Origin of the sequence: Streptomyces sp. B93 (genome assembly GCF_018070565.1) — a bacterium.
Lineage (GTDB): Bacteria > Actinomycetota > Actinomycetes > Streptomycetales > Streptomycetaceae > Streptomyces.
The window spans coordinates 1-26,211 of sequence record NZ_JAGPXL010000068.1 but is presented as its reverse complement, the minus strand read 5'-3'; the positions used below and the strand labels follow the sequence as shown (position 1 = coordinate 26,211).

Genomic DNA, 26,211 nt, shown 5'->3' with positions numbered 1-26,211 from the left:
TGTCGACGATCCCGCCGCCGTCATTGTCGTTCGAGGGTGGTGCGGCGTAGGCGAGCTGGGGCAGTGCGGTGCTGATCACCGCGGCTGCCACCATGCAGGCCGTTGCCCTTCCCAGTCTGGGTCTCACGCCAAACCTTCCTGATAGAACCTGGCTGAAACTGCCATCTCGAAGTGATCTTCCGTAATTGCCGAAAGAGCGCAGGGGAATGGCGCCGGGGTTTCTAGTGGGACGGCTGACGCCATGTCAAACGACCGGACAACTCGCGACGTTCAAACACAAAAAAGCAGGGCGGCGCCCGAATTGTCCGCGCACTGGCGAGCGCATATCGCGGTCATGTATAAAGCCCCCCGGTCATTCTCCGGGGGGCTGGGCGAATTGTTGTCGGGAGGGGAATTCCTATGGATACCGCGAAGTGCCGAAGGTCATTACGGCAGCGCGTGCACGTGCGGTCCCACCGCGCCGGACCAGGTGTTGCCCGCCGTCGCGTCCCAGTTCGTCGACCAGGTCATCGCGCCGCGCAGGTCGGGGTAGGTGCGGGACGGCTTGAAGGAGCCGCAGTTGGTGCCCCGGGTCAGGCAGTCCAGGGCGTTGTTCACCACTGTCGGTGAGACGTACCCGCTGCCCGCGGCCCGGGTCGAGGCGGGGGTGCCGATGCCGACCTGGGAGGGGGCGAGGCCGCCTTCGAGCTGGATGCAGGCGAGGGCGGTGAGGAAGTCGACCGAGCCTTGCGAGTACACCTTGCCGTCGCAGCCCAGCATGGAACCGCTGTTGTAGTACTGCATGTTGACGACCGTGAGGATGTCCTTCACGTTCAGGGCGGTCTGGAAGTAGGCGCCCGACGTGGACTGCATGTCGATGGTCTGCGGGGCCATGGTCAGCACCATGGACGGGCCGGCCTTCGCCGACAGCGAGCGCAGCGCCTGGCTCATGTACGTCGCGTTGAGGCCGTTCTCCAGGTCGATGTCGACGCCGTCGAAGCCGTACTCCTGCATCAGGGCGTAGACGGAGTTGGCGAAGTTGGTCGCCGAGGTGGAGTCGTTGACGCGGACCGTGCCCAGCTCGCCGCCGACCGAGATGATGACCTTCTTGCCCGCGGCCTGCTTGGCGCGGATGTCGGCCTTGAACTGGTCGACGGTGTAGCCGCCGAGGCCCGCCGAGTCCAGGTTGAAGGTCACGGCGCCCGGTGTCGCGGTGGCGTCGGCGAAGGCGACGGCGATGATGTCGTATTGCGCCTGCACGTCGGACAGGCGCTGCACGGCCGCCCCGTTGTTGAAGTTCTGCCAGTAGCCGGTCAGCGCGTGCTTGGGCACGCCCGTGCCGCCGCCCGGGTCGGTGGTCGTCGTCCCCGTCACCGCCGTCGACCTGGGCGACTCACCGGCCGCGTTGGTCGCCGTGACCTGGAAGGAGTACGACGTCGAGGGCGCCAGGCCGGTCACCGTCGCCGTGGTGCCGGTCACCGCCGTCACCTTGGTGCCGTTGCGGTAGACGCTGTAGCCGGTCGCACCGGAGACGGTGTTCCAGCGCAGGGAGACGGAGGACGCCGTCGTGGAGGCGACCGTCAGACCGGTGGGGGTGGCCGGGACGGTCGGGTCGGGGTCGCCCCCTCCGCCGCCGTCGGGGCCGAAGACCGACACATCGTCGACGTGGTAGGGCTGCTGGCCGTACCAGCCGTGCGTGTAGACCGTCACCGAGGTGGTGGCGGAGCCGGTGGTGAAGGTCGTCGAGAGCTGCTTCCAGCTCGCGGAGTCGGGGGTCCACGTCGAGACGTCCGTGGTGCCGGTGCCCGTCGCGCCGAGGTAGGCGTACCCGCCCTGCACCCAGGCGCTCAGGGTGTACGTCGAGTTGGGGCGCACCGCCACCGTCTGGGTGCAGCGGGCGTTGTCCTGCCCGGCCGGGGTCGCCTTCAGGGCGGCCGAGCCGCCGTGCACCGGCGAGGAGACGGTCGTACCGCTGCCCGCGGAGCAGGTCCAGTTGGCGAGGCCCGCTTCGAAGCCCGCGTTCCTGGCGTTGTTGATGTCCGCGGCGGACGCCTGCTGGGCGGTGGTGAGGGAGAGGGCGAGCGCGGCGGTGACGGCTGAGGACCAGAGCCGTATCCGGCCGCTTCGGCTGCGTCTCGGTGTGCGTGCGCGGTCCACTGGGCCTCCGGTGGGGGAAGTGGGGGTCGTTGGGGACGACGGTGGCCACCGCTCGCCTACAAGTTGGTCTAGGCCAATTGAGTTGTCAAGAGGTCCAGACCAAACCGTTCCGGTGGGTCGGTCGGCCCAACTCGGCGGTGCGCGCCGTCAATCCGCGCGGTCCGCCCGCCACGCCTTCGGGTGGGGCCCGGATGGCCGCCCTGCCCCGATTTGACGTGTCTTGTGCAACGACAGTTGCTCCACAGCTACGGAAACGCTGTTCTCCGGTCACAGAGGCGTGGATACAGTGCTGAGGTAGTCACGCAGTGAAGTCGTCCAGGGCCGCCCGAGTGATCACGGCGGGACCGCCGGGCATGGGGAAACGGGGAGCTGCGCGTGCCAACTGCCATTGCCGTGACCAGCGCCGACATGGCGCTGCCGCCGCAGGACGAGCGGACCATGCCCGCCGTCGTCCTGAAGGACCTCGACAAGCGCCCGCTGGAGCAGGTGCTGGCCGAGACGCTGACCCTGATCGAGCAGCACGGGTATGTGATCGTCGTCTGCTCGCGGGCCGTCCCCGCCGCGGTGGCACGGCGGCTGCACACCGTCCGCTCCATCCTGGAAAGCGACCGGATCGCCTTCTTCCGCCCCGATCTGCCGCCCCTCGCCCTCGCGGTCCTGGCCCGGCAGTTGCGCCAGCTCGCCTCCTGCGACCTCAGCCCCGGCGTCCTCGCCTCGGCCGGCCGGCTCCTCACCCACTACCTCCACGCCGGGGCGCTGCTCGGCTCCGTCGCCAGGCTGGACCGCGTCCCGGTCAGCCTGAAGGCGCACGCCAAGTCCTGGGTGCCCGGCAGCCAGTTCGGTGTCGTCGTCCACCCCGAGCCGCAGCTGGTGCGGATCGGGCCCGAAGCCCGGCTGGCCGGCCCCGAGTTCGGCACCTGGATGCTGGTCGCCCGGGGCCAGCTCCAGTCCGACTGGGTCACCGGCACCCTCGCCCCCGCCTGGAAGGCGCAAGGACTGCGGGAGGTGACGCAGCCCGCCGAGTCCGCCGCCTGGTGGGGGACCGGCAGGCTGATCGAGTTCTGCACCTACCTGCCCGACCTGTCGGTCCTCTACCAGCTGGTGACGTCGGTACGGCAGGGCAGCTGCCACTGGTGCGGCATCGACGTCATCGGCGACCGCTGCGTCTTCTGCTCCGCCACCGCACCGGTCGTCGCCGCCCCCGCCCCACCGCGCCAGATCGCGGCCGGATGAGCCCCCCACCCGTACCGCTCCCTCAGGCACCGCTCGTACGACTCCTGTCCGCTCGGCCGATATCCCCAATGAGGTTGTACGGTTCATGAACTCCCGTCAGCGCCGCGGCGTGATCCTCCTGCTGCTGTCCGTCCTGTGCGCCCTCGCCGCGTTCGCGGGCGTCCTGTCCGTCATCAACGACGTCGAGTCCAAGGTCGGCCCCGAAGTCACCGCCTACCGCGTCAAGTCCGACGTGGCGCCCTACACGCCGCTCGGCACGGGCCAGTTCGAGAAGATCGAGATGCCCGAGCGCTGGCTCTCGGACAACGCCGTCACCGACCTCCGGCAGATCGAGGGCAAGATCGCGGTGACCACCCTGCGCGAGGGTTCCCTGCTCCAGACCGACATGGTCGTCGACCAGCCCGCGCTCCAGGCGGGCGAGCAGGAGGTCGCCATCATGATCGACGCGGCGACCGGGGTGGCGGGCAAGATCACACCGGGCGCCACGGTCAACGTCTACGCCACCTTCGCGGGCGAGCGGGAGGGCGACCCGGCCCAGTCCAAGATCATCGTGACCAACGCCCGCGTCCTCGACGTCGGCCGGCTCACCTCCCTGGAGCCCGACGAGGACAACCGCGGCCGTCCCACCGACGCCGTCCCGATCACCTTCGCGCTGTCCACCATCGACGCCCAGCGCATCACGTACGCCGAGTCGTTCGCCCAGCGCGTCCGGCTCGCCCTGGTCGCGCCCGGCACCGACACCACCGTCCCGGAGACCGACCGGACGTACGAACTCGCGAAGGACAAGTGAGAGGTCCGTATGCCCACGAGGATCCTGCCGGCGGTCGGCGACGCGGACGCGGTCCGGTCCCTCACGACCCTGCTCAGCCAGCTCCCGGACGCCGAGCCGGTGGCCCCGGTGGTCGACTCCACCCAGCTCGTCGACACCCTCGCCCGGCTCGCCGCCGAGTCCGTCGACGAACTGCCCGAGGTGGTCGTCGTCCATGAGCGCATCGGCCCCGTCCCGGCCCTGGAACTCATCCGCGAGGTCGCGCTCCGCTTCCCCGCCGTCGGCGTCATCCTGGTGACCTCCGACGCCGGCCCCGGCCTGTTCTCCGCCGCCATGGACTCCGGCGCCCGCGGCCTGGTCGCCCTCCCGCTCAGCTACGAGGAACTCGCCCACCGCGTCCAGGCCGTCGCCCAGTGGTCCGTCGGCGTACGGCGCCACCTCGGCCGCGGCACCGACGTCCTGCCCGGCGTCGGCGGCACCGTCGTCACCGTCAGCGGCTCCAAGGGCGGCGTCGGCGCCACCGTCACCGCCATCCAGCTCGCCCTCGCGGCGGGGGCCTCCGGCCGGAGCACCGTCCTCGTCGACATGGACCTCCAGTCCGGCGACATCGCCTCCTACCTCGACGTCCAGTTCCGCCGTTCCGTCGTCGACCTGGCCGCCATCACCGACATCTCCCCGCGCGTCCTCGCCGACGCCGTCTTCCGGCACGACACCGGCGTGGCCCTGCTGCTCGCCCCCGGGGAGGGCGAACGCGGCGAGGAGGTCACCGACCGGGCCGCCCGGCAGATCGTCAGCGCCCTGCGCTCCCGCTACGAGACCGTCGTCATCGACTGCGGAGCCCAGATGAGCGGCGCCAGCGCCGCCGCCGTGGAGATGGCGGACACGGCCGTCCTCGTCACCACCCCCGACGTCGTCGCCGTACGCGGCGCCAAACGCATGGTCCGCATGTGGGACCGGCTCCAGATCCGCAAGGCGGAGGAGACCACCGTCGTCGTCAACCGCCACACCCGCGGTACGGAGATCCAGCCGCCGCTGATCCGCAGGATCACCGGCACCGCCGTCGCCGGGACCGCGGTCCCCGCCAACTTCAAGGAACTGCAAGGCGCCGTGGACGCCGGGCGCCTGCACGAACTCGACAGCAAGAGCGCGGTCAAGCAGGCCCTGTGGGCCCTCGCGGGCGAACTCGGCCTCGTCAGGGTCCCCGAGGGCGCCCAGAAGGGCGGCGGACGCGCCCGGGGCGGCGACCGGGGGTCGCTGGTCTTCCGGCGGCGCCGGGACGGAGGGGGGTAGGGATGCGGGTCGGGCGGGAGGAGCGGGATCGGTTCCGGGGTCGGGATCGGTTGCGGGGCCGGGATCGGGGCCAGGGCCGGGTCCGGGAGCGGAATCGGGTCCGGGACCGAGTCCGGGAGCGGAATCGGGGCCAGGGCCGGGACCGGAGTCGGTTCCGGGGTTGGGGCCTAGGCCGGGATCGGTTCCGGGAGTGGGATCGGGATCGGGGCCAGGTCGCCATCGAGTTCCTCGGCATGACCCCGCTGATCATCCTGACGCTGGTGCTGCTGTGGCAGTTCGTCCTCGTGGGGTACACCTTCACGCTCGCGGGGAACGCTGCTGACGAGGCGGTACGGGCGGGGACGGCGGCCGAGGACCGGCAGGGGGCGTGCCGGCGGGCGGGCCTTGAGGACCTGCCGAGCGCGTGGGAGGGGGGAGCGAGTGTGACCTGCGGGGAGAGCGGCGGCATGGTGACGGCCGACGTGCGTCTGAAGGTGCCGGTGCTCTTCCCGGGCGCCATCGGCTTCCCCTTCGAGGTCGAGGGGCACGCGGGAGCCGTCGTAGAGGAGACGGGCTGAGATGACGTACCGCAGTCAGCGGCGGGACCGGGGCCAGGTCGCCATCGAGTACCTAGGCTTCCTCCCCGTCCTGCTCATCGTCGCCATGGCGGGCATCCAGCTCGGCATCATCGCCTACACCGCCCAGCAGGCGGGCACGGCGGCCCGCGCGGGCGCTCGCAGCGCCTCCCTGGACGGCCCGGTCCAGCAGACCTGCCAGAACGCGGTCAGCTCCTGGCTGGCCGACGGAACCGGCTGCGCCACGGCCGACCTGGGCGAGGAGGTACGGGTGACCGCCACGGTCGACATCCCCTCCATCGTCCCCGGCTGGGACTTCGGCCCGGCGACCAAGACCGCCACGATGCCGTCGGACGACTGAACGAGGCGTGAGGAGTACGGCAGATGAGCCTGCGGGCACGCATCAACTCCCCCGAGGAGAACGGCCACCGGGGCGAGGACGGCCACCTGGTCGCCTCCTACCGGGCCAAGCTCCTGGAGGAGATCGACCTCGCGGAGATGACCTCGCTCGCCGCGGCCGAGCGCCGGGCGAGGCTGGAGCGGGTGCTCGGGCACATCATCAGCCGCGAGGGCCCGGTGCTGTCCACCGTCGAACGCTCGCAGCTGATCCGCAGGGTGGTCGACGAGGCGCTGGGCCTCGGCATCCTGGAACCCCTCCTGGAGGACGCCTCCATCACGGAGATCATGGTCAACGGCCCGGACTCGATCTTCGTCGAGCGCGCGGGCCGGGTGGAACAACTCCCCGTCCGCTTCGCCTCCCACGACCAGCTCATGCAGACCATCGAGCGCATCGTCTCCACCGTCAACCGCCGCGTCGACGAGTCGAACCCCATGGTCGACGCCCGCCTCCCCTCCGGCGAACGCGTCAACGTCATCATCCCGCCGCTCTCCCTCACCGGCGCCACCCTCACCATCCGCCGCTTCCCGCGCTCCTTCACCCTGCGGGAACTCATCGAGTTCGGCTCGCTGGACGAGCAGATGGTGTACCTGCTCGCCGGACTGGTGCAGGCCCGCTTCAACATCATCGTCTCCGGCGCCACCGGCACCGGGAAGACGACCCTGCTCAACGCCCTCTCCGGCCTCATCCCCGAGCGCGAACGCATCATCACCATCGAGGACTCCGCGGAACTCCAGCTCCAACAGGCCCACGTCATCCGCCTGGAGTCCCGCCCCCCGAACGTCGAGGGCAAGGGCCAGGTCACCATCCGCGATCTGGTCCGCAACTCCCTGCGGATGCGCCCCGACCGCATCGTCGTCGGCGAGGTCCGCGGCGGCGAGTCCCTCGACATGCTCCAGGCGATGTCCACGGGCCACGACGGCTCCCTCGCCACCGTCCACGCCAACAGCGCGGAGGACGCCCTGATGCGGCTCCAGACCCTGGCGTCCATGTCCGACGTGGAGATCCCCTTCGTCGCCCTCCACGACCAGATCAACAGCGCGGTCGACGTCATCGTCCAGCTCACCCGGTTCGCCGACGGCGCCCGCCGCATCACCGAGATCGCCCTGCTGGAGAGCCACGCCAGCGAGCCGTACCGGCTGGCCACCGTCGCCCGCTTCGACGCCCAGCCGATGGCCGCCGACGGCCGCGTCCACGGCGCCTTCCAGCACCTCCCGCTGCCACGCCGCGTCGCCGAACGCCTCTACATGGCCGGTCAGCCCATCCCTCAGGCCTTCGGCGTGGCCCAGTCCGCCCACCAGCTGACCGCACGAGAAGCAGGCAGGTAGGTCCCCCCACCATGGAACTAGCGAACCTGGTCACCCTCACCACCGGCGTCGCGCTGCTGGCCTGCGTCCTGGCCGTCGTCGGCCTGCACGCCTACGCCATGGGCAGGGCCCAGCGCCAGGCCCTGGTCGACCGGCTCTCCGCCACCGGCCAGATCCCGGTCACGGGCCGCCGACGCCACTTCCGCGACCTGGACCGCCGACTGCGCCGCACCCGCTTCGGCAAACACCTCGAACTACGCCTCGCCGCCACCGGCCTGGACATCACCCCCGGCGAGTTCTTCGCCGCGATGCTCGTCACCGTCGCGGGCCTCTGGCTGATCGGCCAGGCCACCCTCGCCCCGTTCTTCGGCCCCATCGCCGGACTCCTCGGCATCTGGGTGGCCATGCAGTTCCTGAACTGGCAACGCCAGAAACGCATCGAGAAGTTCATCAACCAGCTCCCCGAACTCTCCCGCATCATGGCCAACGCCACCCAGGCGGGACTCGCCCTGCGCACCGCCATCGGCATGGCCGCGGAGGAACTGGAGGCCCCCGCGGGCGAGGAACTCGCCAAGGTCGCCCACCAGCTCGCCCTCGGCGCCTCCATGGACGACGCCCTCGGCGAACTCGCCGACCGCCTCCCCTCCCGCGAACTCGTCGTCCTCGTCACCACCCTCGTCCTCTCCAACCGCGCGGGCGGCCAGGTCGTCGCCGCGCTCCGCAACCTCACGGAGACGCTGGAGGAACGCAAGGAGACCCGGCGGGAGGTGCGGACGCAGTTGTCGCAGGTGAACATGACGTCGTACGCCGTGCCGATCATGGGCGTCGGCTCCCTGTTCCTCATGAACGGCGTCAAGGACGGCGCCCTGGACCGCATGACGGGCTCACCCGTCGGCCAGGCGGCGGTCCTCATCGCCTTCGGCCTCTACGCCGTCGGCTTCGTCCTCATCCGCCGACTGTCGCGCATCGACGTCTGAGCCGGGAGGACGGGAACCGAGCATGGCACTCCTGCTTGCACTGGTCATGGGCCTCGCGGTCTACGGCGTCTTCGCGGGCATCCGCATGTACCGGGCGGACGCCAAGCTCCCCGGCGACCTCGCCCTCGCCCTGGAGGTCGGCGCCACCCGCACCGGCGCCGTCGACTCCGCCGTCGACCGCCTCGGCATGCGCTACGCCCCCGCCGTACTGCGCATGATGGGCCCCAAACAGGTCGCCAAGTACCGCCGCAAGATAGACCTGGCGGGCAACCCCGGCGGCCTCACCATCGACCGCTACGCGGCCCGCCGCGCGGTCTACGGCTTCCTCGGCGGCCTCGGCTGCCTGGTCTTCCTCCTGCGCGGCCAGTTCCTGGTCGCCCTGCTCCTCCTCGCCTTCGGCGTGTTCTGGACGGAGGTCGGCATCTGGTCGGCGATCCGCGTCCGCAAGGACGTGATCGAGCGGACGCTCCCGGACTTCCTGGACGTCCTCGCCGTCGTCGTCAGCGCGGGCCTCGGCTTCCGGCAGGCCCTGGACCGGGTGTCGTCCAAGTACGAGGGCCCCTGGGCCGACGAGATCCGCATCACCCTGCGCCAGATGGACCTCGGCATGAGCCGCCGCCAGGCCTTCGCCGAACTGCGCCGCCGCAACGACTCCGAACAGGTGGCCATGTTCGTCACCGCCCTCCAGCAGGGCGAGGAACTGGGCGCCCCGATCGTCGACACCCTGGTCGCCCTGGCCAAGGACATGCGCCGTACGGACGCCCAGAACGCCCGCCGCAAGGCCGCCCGCGCGGTCCCCAAGGCCACCATGATGATCACCACCTTCATGGTCCCGGCCACGATGATCCTCCTCGGCGCGGGCCTGATCCTCGGCTCGGGCACCGACTTCGGCTCGATCACGGGCGAGTGAGGGAGGGGGCCGCACACCATGCCGACCTGGCAGACGTCCGAGGACGACACGGGCATTGGGCTGCTCCGCCGCCGCTCCCGGATCACCAAGTCCCCGGAGATCACCACACCCCCGGCGGGCACGGTCCTCCCGGCGCGGGCGCGGACCGGGGCGCCGGACATCCCGGTGACGTCGGCGACCCCGGCGCTCCCGGAGCGCGAGGAGGTGCCGGACAGCCAGCCTGCGCAGCCTCCGGACTCCGACAAGAGCGCCCTCCCCATCCAGATCAACGCGCTCCAGGCGATGTGCCGGCAGGTCTTCGGCTTCCGCCTGGCGATGATCGCCCTGGCCGCGCCCGCGGCCCTGCTCAACGCGTCCCCCGGCGTGGGCGTGACCCTGGTGAGCACGGCCGTCGTGATCACCTTCATGGTCTCCTACGTCCTGTTCCGGGACTGGGAACGCTTCGGCCCCCTCCTCCTGCGCCACCCCACCCTGCTCGTCCTGGACACGTTGTTCGGCTCCCTGCTCCTCGTCTCGGCGGGCCCGGACACCACACTCGCCTACGTCAGCGTCACCACGCCGCTGCTGGCAGGCCTGGTCTACAGCTGGCGCGGCGCCGCCGCCTTCGCCTCCCTCCAGTCCCTGATCCTGCTGCTGGTCCACGCGACGATCGACGACACCCGGGACAGCACCCTGGCCGAGGTGCTGCTCCTGCCCGGCCTGTGCGTCATCGCGGGCGCGGCCGGCTCCACCCTGCGCAGCCTGATGCTCCGCTTCGGGGAAGCGACCAGGGCCCTGACGACGGTGCAGGCCCGCCTGGCGGTGACGGAGGCGATCGGCGCGGAACGCGCCCGTCTGGCCCGAGAACTGCACGACTCGGTGGCCAAGACCCTGCACGGCGTGGCGCTGGCGGCCGACGGCCTGGCGGCCTCGGCCGACAAGACGGACCCTTCGTCGGTGAAGCGCCAGGCAGAGCTGGTCGCCCGCTCCGCCCGCAGGGCGGCGGCCGAGTCCCGCGAACTCCTCACGGACCTGCGCCGCGAGTCGGACCCGGCGCACGGCACGGACGTACTCCAGGAACTGGCGGCCCGAACGGCGGACTTCACGACCCGAACCGGCGTCCAGGCGACCTACCACGCCCCAGGCGCCGGCACGATCCCACCCGTCCCTCCGGCGGTCGCCCGCCAACTCCTCACCATCGCCTCCGAAGCCATGGAGAACGCCCACCGCCACGCCTCCCCCTCGAAGGTCCACGTGACGGCCGGGGTCCACGGCGACCTGCTCCGCATCAGCGTCTACGACGACGGCCGCGGTCTGCCTCCGGGCACCACGCTCCAAGACCTCCGCCGGACCGGCCACTTCGGTCTCGTCGGGATGGTCGAACGGGCGGCCTCGGTGGGCGCCCGCATCCGCATCGGCAAGGGCGCCCACCCCAGGGGCACGGAGGTCCGCCTGGACCTCCCCTTGGCGGCCCTGAACATCTCGACCCCGCCCCCCACCACCACGACATGACACGAGACGAAACGAGAGGAGGCCGCCGATGACGGCCCAGACGCCCCACCCCGGCCCTCCACAGCCGCCCCCGCACCCCTCCCTGCGGGTGATCGTGGCGGACGACAACCCGGTCGTCCGGGCGGGCCTCACCGCCCTGCTCTCCGGCCGCGAGGACATCACGGTGGTGGCCGAAGCCGCGGACGGCCGGGCGGCCTACGACGCCGCCCGCACCCACGCCCCCGACGTCATCCTCCTCGACGTCCGCATGCCCGGCGTCGACGGCATCTCCGCCCTCCCGTACCTCGTCCGGCTCGCCCCGGTCGTGATGCTCACGTACAGCCGCGAATCGGAGATCGTCCAGGAGGCCCTGCGCAGGGGCGCGGGCGGCTACCTGGTCCACGGCGAGTTCACCGCGGACCAGCTGGTGGCGGCGGTCCGCGACATCAGGGACGGCAGGCCGCACTTCACCCCTACGGCGGCGGGGGCGTTGCTGGCGCAACTACGGGAGGGGGAGCCGAGGGGCGGACTGCCGGATGGCCTGGGCGTGTCCAGCGCGCCCCAACCTGAGGGGCGCATGGGCCCATTCACTGGTCCAAGACCCATCGCACCCCCAACTACTTCTGCGGAAAACCTTTCGCGATTGCAACCGGGTATGGCACAGTCGACGTCTGAATGGACAAGTGGCGGCGGCCCCGTCCCTGGCCGACCGGCCGCCCCCGACCGATCACGGTTCCAGCTCAGTACGAGGGAGGCGGAGATCATGGACCTCATCGCGTCCGGCATGACCAACCAGCAGATCGCCGCCACCTGCTTCATCAGCGAGAAGACGGTCAAGAACCACATCAACCGCATCTTCGCCAAGCTCCACAGCACCAGCCGCGCCGAGGCCGCCGCCAAGTGGCTGGGCACGGCCCGCGGTTCCGGCCGAGGGGTGGGGTGACCGACGATGACCCGACGGGGGACGAGGGCAACGCGCCCGCGGTCCGACCACCATGATTGGGCCCGCCTTTGGGCCCACGGACCCTCTACCGGCAGGGGCATCCGGCCGTACCTTTCAGGCATCGACGGCACCCGAGCCGACACCGGAGGGGAACACCATGAGCAACTGGATCAACACCACGGTCTCTTACCTTCAGTCCCGCGCGGCCCGCAGCGACGACAAGGGGCAGACGGCGGTGGAGTACCTGGGGATCATTGCGGTGGTGGTGGCGATCGTGTTGGCGATTGTGGGGACGGATATCGGCAGCGCCATCTACACCGCGATCGTCGACCAGATCGCCCAGGTCACCGGCGGCTGATGCGCCTTCGTAGGCACGGCGATTCAGGGCAGGCATTCCCCATCTACATCACTGTAGTGGGGGGCCTGCTCTTTCTCGCGTTCGCGTACTTCGCGGTCGGCCAGGCTGCGGCCACACGTAACGAGGCTCAGACAGCGGCTGATGCGGCGGCGCTGGCGGCAGCCCAAGACCGGCGGGACCAACTCGCGGGTCAGTGGCTGACGGACGTTCTGGATCCGGCGGCCTGGCAGGGGATCTTCGAAGGTAATGTGCCGGGGTTGGGCGACTCGTGCTGGCGTGCGGAGCAACTCGCCGCTCAGAACGGCGCGCATCTGACCGACGGGGGAGGGTGCAGCAGTCCGGGCCCCCTGCGCTTCACGGTCGAGGTCGAAACGGATGAGCCTGTCGGCGACACCATCGTGCCCGGCACCGAGGGTAAGCACGCGACGGCTTCCGCCACTGCCGTCATTGAGCCGAAGTGCGAACTCCCGGCCGAAGACGCCGACGAGAACGTGCTGCCCAGGCTCACCTGCAAGGACAGGTACTGGGACCTGGATCCCGAGAATCTCCTGGACCTCCCAGAGCCCAAAGATCTCTTCGACGTCCATCTTGCCGACTGACACGCGAACGACAAGTGATGAAGGAAGCAGAGTCATGAGCATTCGGTGCACGACGAAGGCCCGCAGGGGGATGGTCGCTTTGGCCGTTGCGGCCGGTCTGGCCCTCGGTGTGGCCGGTTGCGGAGGCGGGGGTGGGGGCGAGGACGAAAAGCCGCAGGCCTCGGCGTCCGCTTCCAAGGGAGACGGGTCACAGCCGAGTGCCCAGGAGGATCAGGGCGATGAGGTTCTGGCGGAGCTGAAGGGATCGGACGGGTTGATGCTCCAGATCACTGGCGCTCAGCGTGACTCCGGCGGCTTCCTCACGGTCAGCGGCACTCTCAAGAACGACGGTGCTCAGCGGATCACAGTTCCCGCCCTGATCAGGGGGAATGAGACGGAAATACTCCGACACGGCATGTCGTTCGGTGGTGCGACCTTGGTGGACAGCACGGACAAGAAGCGGTACTACGTTCTGCGCGACACGGACGGCCGACCGCTCACCACCACCGGCTTCTCGTCGCTCAAGGCGGGTGAATCCCTCGCCGTCTTCATGCAGTTCCCGGCTCCTCCTGAAGCCACGTCGGAAGTCTCACTGCAACTGCCGACCTTCGCCACCGCGACCTTTCAGATCTCTGGGTGAGGCTGATCAATGACCCGCCTCACCCTCCCCCTCACCACCACCGCACTCGTCCTCCTCATCACCACCCTCCACGGCACCCCAACCGCCCAAGCCGACGAAAACCCCAGCGTCCCCCCCGGCACCGAAGCCACCGCTTCCGCCCCCGTAGAACTGGACCCCAACGACCCCGACCTGAAGCTCCCCGAGGGCGCCACCCTCGCCGAACCCAAGGTCCTGGACATCAAGCAGGTCGTCGAGGACCAGAGCGGCGACGAACGCCGTGAGGACACCAACGCGGACGTGAAGTTCGCCCTCCAGGCCGAGGTGCTGTTCGGCAAGGACAGCGCACGGCTCAGCGCGCAGGCGAAGTCCCGCATCGTCGCCATCGCGCAGGAGATCAAGACGCAGAACGCGACAAGGATCCGCGTCTTCGGCTTCACGGACAACCTCGGCTCCTCCGCCCACGGCGACGTCCTGTCCCGGCAGCGCGCGAACGCCGTGCACGGCGTGCTGGAGTCCGAACTGAACGACGCGGGCGTCACCTTCGAGGTCCGCGGCTACGGCGAGGACTACCCCATCGCCGACAACTCCACGGAGGCGGGCCGCAAGAAGAACCGCCGAGTGGAGGTCTCCTTCCCGAGGGGAGACGCCTGACCGAACGACGCCGAGACCCGCCCCGCCGCACCGGCAGAGGGCGGGTCTCGTGCTTCTCCCCTCCCCCCTCGCCCTCTACGTGCGAACCGTCCCGCACCCTAACTCCCGCCCGAAGCACTCAACTGCGCGCACGCGTCGCCCCCAACGAAGGGGCGCCCCTCCCGTGCCCCCCGTGATCCACCGTCCCCCTCAGCCGGCGCTTCACGTCCCGGACGCCCGGAAAGGCTCTCACCGTGCACTCGCACACAAGACGTGCATAAGCGCACCAAGGGTCACGTACCGGAGGAGAACCCCCCATGTCATTTACGGCCGATGAACGCCCCCTCTTCGACGAGGTCCGCGAACTGCTGACCGCCACGGTCGAGGACCTGACCGCCGACGAGGTCCAGCCCGACAGCAGCCTGAAGGACGACCTCGGCGTCGACTCGCTGGCCCGGCTGGAGCTGGTCGCCGCCATCGAGGACCACTGGCAGATCAAGGTGCCGATGGAGGAGGCGGAGGAACTCACGACGGTGCGGGAGATCGTCGCGCACCTCCGTGCCACCGTCCCCGCCCCCGCCGGTGAGCCCTCGTGAGCCCACGGCACCGGGCCGCACCGGCCCCCACCGGAACCCCGGCCGTGATCACCGGCCTGGGCATGACCACGGCCCTGGGCGGCGACACCGCCACCACCTGGGCGGCCCTGCTGGCGGGCGAGTCCGGCATCGGCAGCCTCGACATCGGCCCGCCGAACGGCCCGACGCAGCCCTACCTCGCGGCGCGCGCGGCCGTGGAGCCCCGTACCGTGCTCCCGGCGGCGAAGGCGTCGCACTGCGACCGCTCGGCACAGTTCGCGCTGGTCGCCGCCAAGGAGGCGTGGCGGGACGCGGGGCTCGCCGATACGGCGGACCAGGGCACCCGGGTGGCCGTCGTCGTCGGCGTCGGACTGGGCGGGCTCTCCACCATCCTGGAACAGAACCACCGCCTGGAGACCGAGGGCCCCGCCCGGGTCAGCCCGCGCACCATCCCGCGCATGCTGCCCAACCACCCCGCCGCCGAGGTGGGCCTGATGATCGGGGCCAAGGCGCGCGTGCACACCCCCGTCAGCGCCTGCGCTTCCGGCGCCGAGGCACTCGCGCAGGGGCTCGCCCTCATCAGGGACGGCCTGGCGGACGTGGTGGTGGCGGGCGGTACGGAGGCCGCCCTGACCCCGCTGGCCTTCGCCGGGTTCGCCCGCCTCCAGGCCCTTTCCTCCCGCTACGACGACCCCGGCCAGGCGTCCCGCCCCTTCGACGCGGACCGCGACGGCTTCGTCATGGGCGAGGGCGCGGGCATCCTCGTACTCGAGAGCCCGGAACATGCCGCGGCCCGCGGCGCGCGCGTCCACGGCCACCTGACCGGGGCGGGCATCACGAACGACAGCCACCACGTCGCCCAGCCCGCACCCGGCGGCACGGGCTGCGCGGCCGCGGTGGAGGCGGCCCTGCACGACGCCTGCCTGCCGCCCTCCCGCATCCAGCACATCAACGCCCACGCCACCTCCACCCCGGTCGGCGACCTCTGCGAGGCGCAGGCCCTCAGGGCGGTGTTCGGGGAGGAGCTGAAGGAGATCGCGGTCAGCGCGCCCAAGGCGGCCTTCGGTCACACCCTGGGCGCCGCGGGCGCGATCGAGGCGGTGCTCACGGTGCTGGCGCTACGGGAGCGAACAGCCCCGCCGGTCCACACCCTGGACCGCCTCGACCCGGAGATCGACACGCTCGGCCTGAACGTCGTGGGCCACCATCCCCAGCCCCTGCCCGCCACGGGCCCGCTCGCGGCCCTCAGCACGAGCATGGGCTTCGGCGGGCACAACGTGGCCCTGACCTTCACCACCGCCGTATGAATCCCCGTACGAGTGGTGGCGGATTCCGCACCGTACTGATGTGTCCCGGCCAGGGCGCCTACCTCCCGGGCGCCCTGGGCCCGTTGCGGGACCACCCGCCGGTCAGCGCGGTCCTGGAGATGGTGGACGCGCACGCGGGAGTGAACGTGTCGGTGGCCACCCTGCTCACCGAGCCCGGGTCGACACCCCCCGAGGAACTCGTGGTCACCCACCCCCTCGTCTTCGACCTGGCCACGTACACCGCCGCCGTGGCCGCCGCCAGCGTCGTACGGGACCTCCTCCCGGCCCCCGCCGACGCGGTCATCGGCCACAGCGTGGGCGACCTCGCCGCCCTGACGGTCGCGGGCGCCCTCACGATCCGCCAGGGCGTACAGCTCCTCACCATCAGGGACCGCCTGCTCCGCGACGCCCGCCTGCCCCGAGCGGGCCTCCTGGTCACTGACATGACCTGGAACCAGGCGACGGCCCTACTCCACGAGGCCCACTCCCCGCGCGTACGCATCGCGGCCCACAACGCCCCCACCCAGACCGTCCTGGCAGGCCCGGGACCCGACCTGGCCCCCCTCCAACAGGCGGCCCGCGCCCGCGGCCACCGAGCCGCTCCCCTCACCAGCCGCACTGCCTTCCACCACCCCCTCCTGGCGGAGGTCCAGCGCACCTTCCGCCGCCTCCTCCAGAGCCAGCCCCTCAGGCGCCCGGTGCTGCCGATCCACACCACCGCCACCGACGGCCGCCGCGCGGACGCCCCCGCCCAACTCCGCACGGCCGCGGCCTCCCACCTGGCCGACCCCCTCCACTTCACCCGAGCCCTGCACACCCTCCACCAGGCAGGCTTCACCACCTACATCGACACAGGCCCCCGAGCCGTCCTGAGCACCCTCACCAAAACCAACCTCCCCACCCCCCACACCTGCGCCCCCCTACGCACCCCAGCCAACCTGAACCGCATCCACGACCGCCTGACAACGGGCCTGGTCACCGCGGACAGCCCGACCTAGACGTGCCGGATCCAGAACCTCGCCCCTGAACCGCGCGAAGCGTCCGATCACCGGCGTCCACGCTGGTGACTCAGCGCACCTCCCAAGCCGACGGCGTACGTTACGGGGAGTGCGATATCGAACGGTGGGGGAAGACGCAAGCAGGCAACGAACACCGTAACTACTGACGTTGCACCTGCCAGCTGTATCCCCCAATGCCGCCTTGCTGGCCGCTTCTCAGACACGGTGGGACTTCCTGAAATCGAACGCGGGGAGCGCGTAAGGCCGTTAGCCTGACGTTCGCGCACGCGAACCCATGGAGAACGTCAGCTCGGGGAACGGGGAACCCGCATGACCGTGCTCATGCTACTCGCGGCTCTGTACGGCGTTCTTCAGATCTCCCTCCTGTCCCTTCCCACCCGTTCCGTGCGGCTGAGTACGGTGCTGCTGGCGGTTCTGGTGGGTGCGTACGTCTGCGGCACGGTGACGGGGCTGGTGGAGCTGGCGTACACCAGGGCGCTCGCCGATCAGCCGGGTCGTTCGCTGGTCGAGGTCGTGAACACCACCGCGTACACCACGGCTCCGTGGGTGGAGGAGCTGGTGAAGGTGTCGCCGCTGCTGGCGGCCGGGCTGTATGTGAAGGTCCGTCGGCAGTGGGGGCTGACCGACTTCACGGTGCTGGGGGCGGGGCTGGGCGCCGGGTTCGGGTTATTGGAAGGAGTGTTGCGTTACGCCCTCGACGGTGACCGGGTCCTGGCCCGTGAGGGCGGCTGGATCGTCCCGGACAGTCTGGCACCGCCGTACATCCCCGGCGTGACGCGGATCCTGACCTCCTGGCTGCCCGCGCCCGTCGCCTCGCTGGGCCTCGGGCAGGCGGGGGACATCACCGTGGCCACGTTCACGCACCTGGTGTGGACGGCGGTCGCGGGGCTGGGGGTCGGCATCCTCTACCGTGCGCCCGGCTGGCTGAAGCCGGTGTCGTTGGTGCTGGTCGGGGCGGCGGGGGCCCATCACGCGCTCAACAACTACGTCGCCGGCCACCCGACCGCCAACGAGCGTGAGCGGTGGCTTGAGTCCATCGAGGGCCGCTTGTGGGCCGTACCGCTGGTGGCTCTGCTGCTGGCGGTGAGCGTCGACGCGGTCGTGTTGCACCGGGGCAAGCGTCGACTCCCCGATGTGCTGCTCGGTGCCGAACGGTCCGACGGGGACAGCGCCGCCGCGCTGATCCGTTACGCCGCCTGGCGCCCACCCTGGACCCCGCTCATCGCCCTCCGCTTCCTGCGTCTGCGGCGTGCCCTTTACTACTCCACCGCGCGCACCGCACTGCCCCCCGATGACCCCTTACGCCGGACCGTGTCCGCCCTCGCCGCCCGGATCGACGCCACGGACAGCGCGGAAGCCTGGCGTGCGGCCGACTTGGGCGCCCGCGTCAGGGCGGCGGTCCGAGCGCGTATGAGAGGCGGCCGGTGGCTCCTGCCGCTGATCCCGCTGATCCTGATGGCTCCAGCCGTCCTCTTCCTCTGCGTCGGCTCGTTCAAGTCGACGGCCGGGATCCAGGAGAACTTCACCAGTGGGTCCGGCCCGGCAGTCCTGCGGGGCTTCACGGTGGCCGCGCTGGTGTGGATCGCCTGGCTGCTGACCGTTTTTCTCCGGACCTGGCGGCAGACGGCCGCCCAGCCCTTCGCGGAAGTCCTCGCCGCCCACCGCCTCCGCACCTCCATCGCCCTGGCCTCGGCCACCACCGGCGCCCTCCTCCTCCACCGCAGCACAGGCCGCACCGGCCCCGACGGCCCGGCGATCCCCCCGGCCCACCTCCTCGAAGCCCTGGACCGCTTCCTCCTCTACCTCGGCTTCGCCCTGCTGCTCCTGTCGCTCCTGGCGCTGTTCCCGCCGGGTGGTGGGCTCGCTGTGGTGGGAGTACGTGTCGTGGGCGGGCTGCTCACCAGGGAAGCCGTACTGCAAGCCACGGCGCTCGGGCTGGCCGGCGTGGCCCTCATGGCGGCGGGGGCAGGTGCCGAGGGAGGGGATTCGACGGCGCCACGAGACGTTCACGATGCCCTGAGGCGTGGGGAAAGAGACGTGGACGACGAATACGTGTGGAAGAACGGGGAGCTGCTGTTCGACGAGAGCACCGGGAACCTGGTGAAGATTCTCGACCGGCAGGACGGCACTTACGATGTGGTCATCAAGGATCCGTCGAACCCCAGCGGAAAGCCGATTACGCGGTTCAATGCGCCGGAGTCCTATGTGCAGGCCCGCCTGGATTCCGGAGTGTGGCAATGACGGGATGGGATTGCTGATGCTGCCTGAGTTCCGAACAGGTCCGACCCGTGCAGACGTGGAAGCGCAGTGGAGGGCGCTGATCGAAGGACGTTTGAGCCGCCAGGACGTGCATGTCTGGGCAGCTCAGTGGGTGGGGGTACCGGAGGCGCGCGTCGTCGACCCCATGGTGGAGAACGGACTGCTCCACCTGCACGGCTTCAGCATGGAGTCACCGTCAGCGGGCGCGGCCAAGACCTATATGCACCCGGATGACGCAGTGACCGCAGCTCTTGAACGGTGGCGACGCGATTGCGTCCGTTTCGATCAGGATCCGGTCGGATTCCTGAGTGAAAGGCGGGCAGCCGCCCGGGCGTACGCCGCACGGGAAGCACGTGAGGAAAGCGAGCGCGACTGAGGCGAAGTCGAGGGACTCCTGATGGCCGGGGGTCTGCCGGGAACCATCGGTCCGCAATTTCAGTGGGGCCGCAGGATTCATCGGGCCTGGGTAGTGTGACCTGCGACACTTCCCAGTCTGGGGTAGCTCAGGTCGATTGGACATGTGTCACTTCGGGTATTGGCTAAACGATGGCGGCTCGTGGCATGCGGCTAATCGGGTAGCTCGATGTGATGAGGGCCGACCGAAGCCATACGATGGGCAGGTTTCGGCACGCCAAGTGTCTGAGCAGTCGTCGCAGACTCAAAGGAGCACCATGCCCACGGCCGTGGACCCCAGCCTCAACCGCCGCAAGTTGCGCCTCGCCCTTCGGGCAGCCCGCGACAAGCGGGGCCTGACCCAGCGCGAGGCGGCTGATGCCTTGGAGTGGTCGCTGTCGAAGCTCATCCGCATCGAGGCAGGCACGGTCAGTCTGTCCGTCACGGACCTGCGGGCGATGCTGCACGAGTACGGGGTCGAGGACCCGGACCACGTGGCCGAACTGGAAGAGGCCGCCCGTGGCAGCAAGGGCCAGTCCTGGTGGACGGAGTTCAACGACGTCATCAGTCAGCCGTTTGCCCAGTACCTCGGCTACGAGAGCGCGGCGACCGACATCCGCGGCTACCACCCGAGCCTCATCCCCGGGCAGCTCCAGACCGCTGACTACATCAACGCTCTCTTCGAGGTCGGGCAACCCCTCGCGAAGGTCCAGCAGCGCATCGACCTGCGACTGGCCCGGCAGGAGCGCATCTTCCAAGCCGACGGCCCGAAGGTGGAGATGATCGTGGACGAGGCGGCGTTGCGGCGACAGGTGGGTGGACCGGCCGTCATGCGCCGCCAGCTGGCCTTTCTCAAGGAAGTGGCCGTCGAGGGCAACGTCACCCTTCGAGCCCTCCCCTTTGCCGCGGGAGCGCACGACAGCCTGGACAGCAGCTTTTTCCTCCTCGGCTTCCGCGACGACGAGGACGTCCTCTACGTCGCAGGCCCTGGCGGTGTCTTCACGATTCGCGACGACCGCGAAATGGTGGCCCGCTACCAGGAGTGCTTCGAGGACCTGCGGAACAAGGCGCTGTCCGAGGAGGAGACGGCGGCGCTGATCGACGACCTCATCGAAAGCTTCCACCGCACCTGACACCAGACCGACGTGCCGACGGGGGCCAGGCCAGCATGACGACCAACAAGGGGAGGAACAAGCACCGCGGACCGGAGCCGAGCCCCGAGACCGCGAGTGCAGGCCCCCCACGTGCTGCCGCGGTTCCGGAGCCGCGGCAGCCCTCTGCGCCGGACAAGCCGGAGATCTCTCCGAGAAAGACCGTCGTCCGGCTGGTACTCAGCAGCCGTCAGGCGTGTGCCCAGCTGCTGCGGTGGAAGAAGGCGGAGACCGACAACGGGATCCGGCGCAGGCAGGCCCATGTCGACGACGTGATGCGCGTCGTCCGCAACCTGGTGGCCGTCGTCGCCTTCTTCTCGGCAGTGTCCGTCCTGGTGGCCTACGCGGGTATACGCATGGGCGTGGCGCCGGAGGTCTGCTGGGTGGGTGCGGCCACCGGGGGACCGGTCCTGGTCAGGGTCTTCATCAAGCTCTTCGAGACGGTGCGTTCCGCGCTGCCGGACGCACCAGGAGATCCACCGTCCAATGACGTGCCGTGACAGGCGACCTGACCCAGCACCACCCAGCCGCCGTGGCCACGCCCACCAAGACCGTGAGCCACATGGTGAGGCGCAGCCAGACACTCTCGACGAGGAGTGAGGCGCCCGCACCCGCGGCCGATGCCAAAGCGCCGGTCACCAGGCAGTATCCGGCGATGCCGGGCTCCCTGCCCGTCGACCGCTCAGGCTGCTGACCGCTCATCGCACATCCGGCTGTATCCGACTTACCCATCGCTCTGCTCAATGTTCCCCCAGGCCGAGAACAACGCTAGCGCCGCGCACCACACGTCCGGGGTGAAGGCCAGTTCCGCACGGTACGGAAACTTCGAGTCGCGCACGTGGACAGCGCCGGGGAGGCGCGCGACCTCGCAGCAGGCGCTCTCATTGGTACCGCTGTAGCTGCTCTTCCGCCAGGAAACCGCACCCCGATCCTCGGCCAATGCTGCCCCCTCTCGCACGTCGCGGTGCCCCGACCGCCTGCCCAGCGTCGAGACACCGCACTCGAGCGTCCCGAATCCCACACCGAGGCAGCCTCGATCCGCGACGCACTGTCCGTGTAAGGGGTCTTACCCGCCGCGCGAAGCCTTCAACAGACGGCTACCAGTCGACTCCTCGCCTTCATGCCCCCACCTCGCCCGACCACGGACGACTTTGGGCACCCCATTGGGCCCCCGGACCCATCCCCCCACCCCGCCCCCTTCCTAGCCTCGGGCCATGACCTGAGCGGTGGGTGAACCCTCTGCCGTCGGGTGGAGTTGAGGAGGGGGGCGGTATGGCTTCCGTCGGGGGGAATGGCTGGTCGTCGGGGCGGCGGGAGTTGCCGCGGGCGTTGGCCGTGGGGCTCGTGCTGGTGTACGCGTTGTTCGCGTTCACCCTCCTCGGCGGTGTCGGGATGCTGCTCACCGCCGCCTCGTACGACCTCCTCGACGGACGCGTCCTCGCCGTCGCCGCCTACGCCGCGGCCCCCGGTGTGCTCGGAGCGTGGCTCGCGCGGCGGAGTTGGGAGGGCGGGGTACGGGTCTGGTGGGCGCTCGCCGGCGTGCAGGTGTGGTTGGTTCTCGGAGCCTTCTCGAACCTCGCCGGTGGGTCGGCGCGTGGGTTCAGCCAGCTGTTCCTGCCCGTCCTCGTCCTCTACTTCCTCACCCGGGCCGAGAGCCGTGAGTGGTACCGCCTCGCCGCGTACGACCGTCGGGAGCGGCGGCCCTTCTCGCTGCCCCGGATGATCCGTTGGCGGCGGGAGGACGACGGGCAGACCGCCGTTGAGTACGCGGGGCTCGTCGCCGTTGTCGTCGCGGTGATCGGCGCTCTTGTGCTCAGTGGGCTCGGGACGCAGGTCTACGGCGGTATCCAGGCGCAGGTGTGCAAGGTCACGGGGGTGGCCTGCCCGGCTCCTCCGGGCGAGGGAGACGACGACGGCCCGGTCAACGCCGGGGACGGAGGCGGCGACCGCAGCAGTGACAGCAACGGCGACACCCACACCGGTCCTCACGGCTTCGATCCCGCCGACCCCATATCCGCCGCCGACGAGATCGACGAACCTCCCTACCAGGAGCCCCCGTCAGACGACGGCGACGGCTGCTTCTCCGGCGTAGGCGCCTTCTTCGGCTGTGCGGGCGACCAGCTCAAGCAGGTCGGTCAAGGGCTGTTCGTGGACGGGATCTGGGGGGATGTCACGGGCATCTGGGACGTCGTCACCCATCCCGTCGACACCTGGAACGGCCTGATGGACTACGGCCGTTCGCTCGGCGATGAGTGGTACGAGAGCACCGCCGACGCTCGTGAGAAGTGGGACGACGGCGACTACGTCGGCGCCATCCTCGACTGGGGCGGCGCCTCCCTCGGCACCGGCGGGACCGTGCTGTTCGACTCCTTCATCGGCGATGACGTCGTGGAGCAGTGGGACAGCGGCAACGAGACGCGGGCCGTCACCACCGTGCTCTGGAACGTCGGCTCGCTCTTCATCCCGGGCTACGGCGAGGCGAAGATCGCCGAGAAGGTCGGCTCCCTCGGCAGGCTGAGCAAGATCGTCGATGACGCGGCCGAGGCGGCCGAGGACGCCCGGCGGGCCGCGCGTGCCGGTGATCTGGACGCCCTGGAGGACGCCGCCCGCCGGGCCGATGAGGCCGCCGACGCGGCGGAGGACGCCGCCCGCAGGTCGGGCTGTGTGATCGCGGCGCCCCCGGCGCGCACACCGTACGAGCCGCCCCTCTCCGGCGGGCCCGGCACCGGGATCACCGTCCTCGCCGCCGCGCAGGCCCGCGTGCCGTACGGCGTGCGTGCCGAGGGCGGGTGTGACGAGGAGGCCAGGGAGCAGGCCCGCCAGGCGCGGGAGCAGGAGCGGCTGGCCTATCTGGAGCGGAAGCGGGCCGAGGAGCCGGGGCGGGCCGAGCGGGCGCTGGAGAACCGGAAGGAGTGGCCGCCGCCCCAGCACGGGGACACCGGTGACCCGCGCAACTACGACCCGCCCGCGTGGGCCGAAGGGCTCCCCACCCGGACCTACGGCGACGCCGACGGCGGGGACGGGTTCTGGGCCGGCCGCGACCGCAACCCCGAGCCGAACTGGCGCAACGAGTCCTGGCTGCGCTACCAGGAGCAGGTCACGGGCACCCAGCGCGGCTACGAGTACGTCGTGCCGCATCCCGACCCGGACGTCCCCGACGTCGAGTTCGACGGGTGGGACTCCGCCCGGGGGACCTATCTGGAGGCCAAGAACGGCTACGACTCCTTCCTGACCGTCGACCGCACCGAACTCACCCCCTCCGGGCGGGAACGGCTGCTCACCGAGGCGCGGCGGCAGGTCGAGGCGGCGCGGGGCAAGGACGTCGAGTGGCACTTCTCCAACGAGGAGGTCGCCGACGCGGCGCGGGACGCGTTCGAGGACGCCGGGCTGGACATCGAGGTCGTCCACACCCGGCCCGAGCCGACCGGTGGCGACCGCAAACCGGAGGCGTTCGACGACTGACCGGCGGCGGGCCCGGTGCCGACCTAAGGTGAATCCGACGGAACACGTACACGCGGGAGCAGGAACATGCGACGAGTCGTACGGGGCTTCTGGGGGCCCCGGCCGGAGTCCGTGGAGGCGCTCACCGGCCGCTGGAGTGCGACCCTGGCGCGGCTCGCCGGACTCCTCACGGACGCCGGCGGAAGCGACCAGCCGGCCTGGCGGACGGTTCCCGTCACCGGGTCCGGGCGCACCCTCCGGCCGGGCGACGACGCCGCCCTCACCGAGGCGCTCCGTACGGCGCAGGCGGCCGACGACTGGTCCGCGGCGAACGGCACCTCCCTGCGCGTGCTGCTCGCCGACCCCGCCCCCGGCTGGAAGGTGGAGGTGGCCGGGCTGGCGGGCGGCAGGCCGGAGTTCCTGCTCCAGTCGCTAATCGTCACCGTCGTAGCACCGGACGGCGCGCGGCTGCCCGACGCCGAACTGCTCGCCGCCGTAGCCGAAGCGTGGCAGCCGGACCACGGCGACGCGACCGACCGGACCGTGACGGCCGCGCTGAAGAAGGAAGCAGGGTTCAAGGTCGGCACACCGGCCGTAGGGTGGGTCGGCTTCCTGTCCCCGGGACGGGCCGACCGCGTCCCGGACGGGAGCGACGGCAGGGAACTCCCCGGCGTCGGCGTGCTCCTCGACATCGCGCCGCCCGGCGACGACACCGCCCCCGTCGTCCGGGCCTACGAAGCCCTGCGCGACGCCGGAGCCCTCGACCCCCTGCCGCAGCCGATGGACAGGCCCGTCCTGTGACCGTCCGCCTCGGGGAGCCCTTCGACCTCGGCAGGGCGGTGTCCGACGTCGAGGCCCTTCTCGCGGCCCCGGTGCCGGGCCCCGGACAGACAACCGTCGACCGGGGCGATCCGGTCAGCGGCGAGTGGGCAGGGACCGACGGCGACGGCTTCCGCATCGTCCCGCTCTGGGAGAGCGCCGATTTCACGGGCCTGTACGACCCCGAGTGGAACCAGGCGGCGGCTGTCGCCCAGGAGCATCTCGCCTTCCTCGTCCATGAACTGGACCGCAAGTGGGGGCCTCACCGGACGGTCGGTATGCGCGTGGCCGTCTTCCGTCGGCATCGGCGCGGACGGCCGCTGCCGGTGCTCCACCAGACCCTCACCGACAGGGACCTCCTCGGTGACCTCACCGTCTGGGACCTGGCGGCGGACCGCTGTCTCGCCCTGTCCCTCAGCCAGTCCGACGGCGACGCCCCGATGATCCTCGCCGCGGTCCTCAGCACCCGGCCCGTCACCGAGCCGCCGGAATGACCTCCACCCGCGTCCCCACCCGCACCCCCCACCCCGCCATCGCCCCCGCCTCCGCCTCCAGGACGTGCCGGGAGCGTGGGCGGGGCAGGCCCAGGCGTCCCGGTGGCATCGTTCGGACGGCGATGACCGTGAGGTCGCGGTCGAGGTAGGCGACGTCGATGGGGACGCGCATCCGGAAGGTGTGGACGCTGTTCGCGGGGGAGAGCAGGATCGCGCCGTCCACCGCGTCCCGGCCCAGCAGACCCCGGGTGCGGGCACGGTAGGAGGTGGCGAGTTCCAGGGGGACGGTCAGCTCCGCGCCCCCCGGTCCACCGCCGTGCACGACCAGCGCACCCCGCCCGTCCCGCCAGCGTCGGCCCATGCCCGGTCCCCTCTGAACGTACGTCGATGCGGCGACCGTATCCGTAAGACCGCCGAAGTGGGCCTCACTTGGGCCCACGGGCCCATGCCCCGCCGGCCGCCACCGGACTAGGGTCCCGGCGTGCGCGCACTCATCGTCGTCGTGGCCGCCCTGTGGGGCGCCGGTGCCGGGCTGCTGTTGCCCAGGGCCGCCCACCGGTTCTCGGTGGACGCCGGGGA

27 protein-coding genes are annotated in these 26,211 nt (G+C 70.8%); 24 read left to right on the top strand and 3 right to left on the bottom strand.

Annotation, left to right across the window (positions count from 1 at the left end; genetic code table 11):
- Positions 1–426: 426 nt before the first annotated feature.
- Positions 427–2,136: a chitinase gene (locus KBY47_RS34015; RefSeq protein WP_210928127.1), complete on the bottom strand. Its 1,710-nt coding sequence runs from the start codon at positions 2,134–2,136 to the stop codon at positions 427–429.
- Positions 2,137–2,544: 408 nt separating this feature from the next.
- Between KBY47_RS34015 and KBY47_RS34010 the strand changes: the two genes are divergently transcribed.
- The 21 genes from KBY47_RS34010 (at position 2,545) to KBY47_RS33910 (ending at position 21,378) form a co-directional block, all read left to right on the top strand.
- The gene (locus tag KBY47_RS34010) at positions 2,545–3,369 is read left to right on the top strand and encodes a hypothetical protein (RefSeq protein ID WP_247695660.1); all 825 of its coding nucleotides are present in this window, start codon (positions 2,545–2,547) and stop codon (positions 3,367–3,369) included.
- 85 nt (positions 3,370–3,454) lie between these two features.
- Positions 3,455–4,159: a Flp pilus assembly protein CpaB gene (cpaB, locus tag KBY47_RS34005; protein ID WP_210928123.1), complete on the top strand. Its 705-nt coding sequence runs from the start codon at positions 3,455–3,457 to the stop codon at positions 4,157–4,159.
- A gap of 9 nt (positions 4,160–4,168) precedes the next feature.
- Positions 4,169–5,428, top strand: coding sequence for an AAA family ATPase (locus KBY47_RS34000; RefSeq protein ID WP_210928121.1), 1,260 nt, complete (start codon positions 4,169–4,171; stop codon positions 5,426–5,428).
- A 218-nt stretch (positions 5,429–5,646) separates the two neighbouring features.
- Complete coding sequence (locus tag KBY47_RS33995; protein ID WP_210928132.1) at positions 5,647–5,985, top strand: pilus assembly protein; 339 nt, start codon at positions 5,647–5,649, stop codon at positions 5,983–5,985.
- A gap of 1 nt (position 5,986) precedes the next feature.
- Positions 5,987–6,343 carry a TadE/TadG family type IV pilus assembly protein gene (locus tag KBY47_RS33990; RefSeq protein WP_210928119.1) on the top strand — a complete coding sequence of 119 codons (357 nt, stop codon included), beginning with the start codon at positions 5,987–5,989 and terminating at the stop codon, positions 6,341–6,343.
- A gap of 23 nt (positions 6,344–6,366) precedes the next feature.
- Positions 6,367–7,707, top strand: coding sequence for a CpaF family protein (locus KBY47_RS33985; protein ID WP_210928117.1), 1,341 nt, complete (start codon positions 6,367–6,369; stop codon positions 7,705–7,707).
- Between the two features lie 11 nt (positions 7,708–7,718).
- On the top strand, positions 7,719–8,663 hold the full coding sequence (locus tag KBY47_RS33980; protein ID WP_210928115.1) for a type II secretion system F family protein: 945 nt from the start codon (positions 7,719–7,721) through the stop codon (positions 8,661–8,663).
- Between the two features lie 22 nt (positions 8,664–8,685).
- Positions 8,686–9,573: a DUF5936 domain-containing protein gene (locus KBY47_RS33975; protein WP_210928113.1), complete on the top strand. Its 888-nt coding sequence runs from the start codon at positions 8,686–8,688 to the stop codon at positions 9,571–9,573.
- Positions 9,574–9,591: 18 nt separating this feature from the next.
- Positions 9,592–11,064 (top strand): sensor histidine kinase, encoded by a 1,473-nt coding sequence (locus tag KBY47_RS33970; protein WP_247695657.1) that lies wholly within the window; start codon positions 9,592–9,594, stop codon positions 11,062–11,064.
- Positions 11,065–11,092: 28 nt separating this feature from the next.
- On the top strand, positions 11,093–11,986 hold the full coding sequence (locus KBY47_RS33965) for a response regulator transcription factor (RefSeq protein WP_210928111.1): 894 nt from the start codon (positions 11,093–11,095) through the stop codon (positions 11,984–11,986).
- 157 nt (positions 11,987–12,143) lie between these two features.
- Positions 12,144–12,344 (top strand): hypothetical protein, encoded by a 201-nt coding sequence (locus KBY47_RS33960; RefSeq protein WP_210928109.1) that lies wholly within the window; start codon positions 12,144–12,146, stop codon positions 12,342–12,344.
- Positions 12,344–12,943 (top strand): pilus assembly protein TadG-related protein, encoded by a 600-nt coding sequence (locus KBY47_RS33955; RefSeq protein WP_210928107.1) that lies wholly within the window; start codon positions 12,344–12,346, stop codon positions 12,941–12,943. Before KBY47_RS33960 ends, KBY47_RS33955 begins: the two co-directional genes overlap by 1 nt.
- A 34-nt stretch (positions 12,944–12,977) precedes the next feature.
- A complete protein-coding gene (locus KBY47_RS33950) occupies positions 12,978–13,562 on the top strand; it encodes a hypothetical protein (RefSeq protein WP_210928105.1) in 585 nt (194 codons plus the stop codon).
- Positions 13,563–13,571: 9 nt separating this feature from the next.
- Complete coding sequence (locus tag KBY47_RS33945) at positions 13,572–14,195, top strand: OmpA family protein (RefSeq protein ID WP_210928103.1); 624 nt, start codon at positions 13,572–13,574, stop codon at positions 14,193–14,195.
- A 296-nt stretch (positions 14,196–14,491) separates the two neighbouring features.
- Positions 14,492–14,770: an acyl carrier protein gene (locus KBY47_RS33940; RefSeq protein WP_210928101.1), complete on the top strand. Its 279-nt coding sequence runs from the start codon at positions 14,492–14,494 to the stop codon at positions 14,768–14,770.
- On the top strand, positions 14,767–16,056 hold the full coding sequence (locus KBY47_RS33935; RefSeq protein ID WP_210928099.1) for a beta-ketoacyl synthase: 1,290 nt from the start codon (positions 14,767–14,769) through the stop codon (positions 16,054–16,056). Before KBY47_RS33940 ends, KBY47_RS33935 begins: the two co-directional genes overlap by 4 nt.
- Positions 16,053–17,054, top strand: coding sequence for an ACP S-malonyltransferase (locus KBY47_RS33930; protein ID WP_210928096.1), 1,002 nt, complete (start codon positions 16,053–16,055; stop codon positions 17,052–17,054). The genes KBY47_RS33935 and KBY47_RS33930 overlap by 4 nt, the downstream gene beginning before the upstream one ends.
- 330 nt (positions 17,055–17,384) lie before the next feature.
- A complete protein-coding gene (locus KBY47_RS33925; protein ID WP_210928094.1) occupies positions 17,385–19,316 on the top strand; it encodes a PrsW family glutamic-type intramembrane protease in 1,932 nt (643 codons plus the stop codon).
- A gap of 4 nt (positions 19,317–19,320) precedes the next feature.
- Positions 19,321–19,710, top strand: a complete 390-nt coding sequence (locus KBY47_RS33920; protein ID WP_210928092.1) for a hypothetical protein — start codon at positions 19,321–19,323, stop codon at positions 19,708–19,710.
- A 295-nt stretch (positions 19,711–20,005) separates the two neighbouring features.
- Positions 20,006–20,860 (top strand): helix-turn-helix transcriptional regulator, encoded by an 855-nt coding sequence (locus KBY47_RS33915; RefSeq protein WP_210928090.1) that lies wholly within the window; start codon positions 20,006–20,008, stop codon positions 20,858–20,860.
- Positions 20,861–20,895: 35 nt separating this feature from the next.
- Positions 20,896–21,378, top strand: a complete 483-nt coding sequence (locus KBY47_RS33910) for a hypothetical protein (RefSeq protein ID WP_210928088.1) — start codon at positions 20,896–20,898, stop codon at positions 21,376–21,378.
- A 224-nt stretch (positions 21,379–21,602) separates the two neighbouring features.
- Here the strand turns inward: KBY47_RS33910 and KBY47_RS33905 are convergent, their stop codons facing one another.
- Entirely contained in the window at positions 21,603–21,836 is a 234-nt protein-coding gene (locus KBY47_RS33905) for a DUF397 domain-containing protein (protein ID WP_308405390.1), read from the bottom strand.
- 314 nt (positions 21,837–22,150) lie between these two features.
- On the opposite strand from KBY47_RS33905, the gene KBY47_RS33900 reads away from it, so the two are divergent.
- The 3 genes from KBY47_RS33900 to KBY47_RS33890 all read left to right on the top strand — a co-directional run bounded on the left by KBY47_RS33900 (position 22,151) and on the right by KBY47_RS33890 (position 25,632).
- Positions 22,151–24,340 (top strand): Tox-REase-5 domain-containing protein, encoded by a 2,190-nt coding sequence (locus KBY47_RS33900; protein ID WP_210928084.1) that lies wholly within the window; start codon positions 22,151–22,153, stop codon positions 24,338–24,340.
- A gap of 66 nt (positions 24,341–24,406) precedes the next feature.
- Positions 24,407–25,120 (top strand): hypothetical protein, encoded by a 714-nt coding sequence (locus tag KBY47_RS33895; RefSeq protein ID WP_210928082.1) that lies wholly within the window; start codon positions 24,407–24,409, stop codon positions 25,118–25,120.
- On the top strand, positions 25,117–25,632 hold the full coding sequence (locus KBY47_RS33890; protein ID WP_210928079.1) for a hypothetical protein: 516 nt from the start codon (positions 25,117–25,119) through the stop codon (positions 25,630–25,632). Before KBY47_RS33895 ends, KBY47_RS33890 begins: the two co-directional genes overlap by 4 nt.
- On the opposite strand, the gene KBY47_RS33885 is transcribed toward KBY47_RS33890, so the two are convergent.
- Positions 25,613–25,993: a DUF192 domain-containing protein gene (locus KBY47_RS33885; RefSeq protein ID WP_210928077.1), complete on the bottom strand. Its 381-nt coding sequence runs from the start codon at positions 25,991–25,993 to the stop codon at positions 25,613–25,615. The genes KBY47_RS33890 and KBY47_RS33885 overlap by 20 nt on opposite strands.
- Positions 25,994–26,211 lie beyond the last annotated feature (218 nt).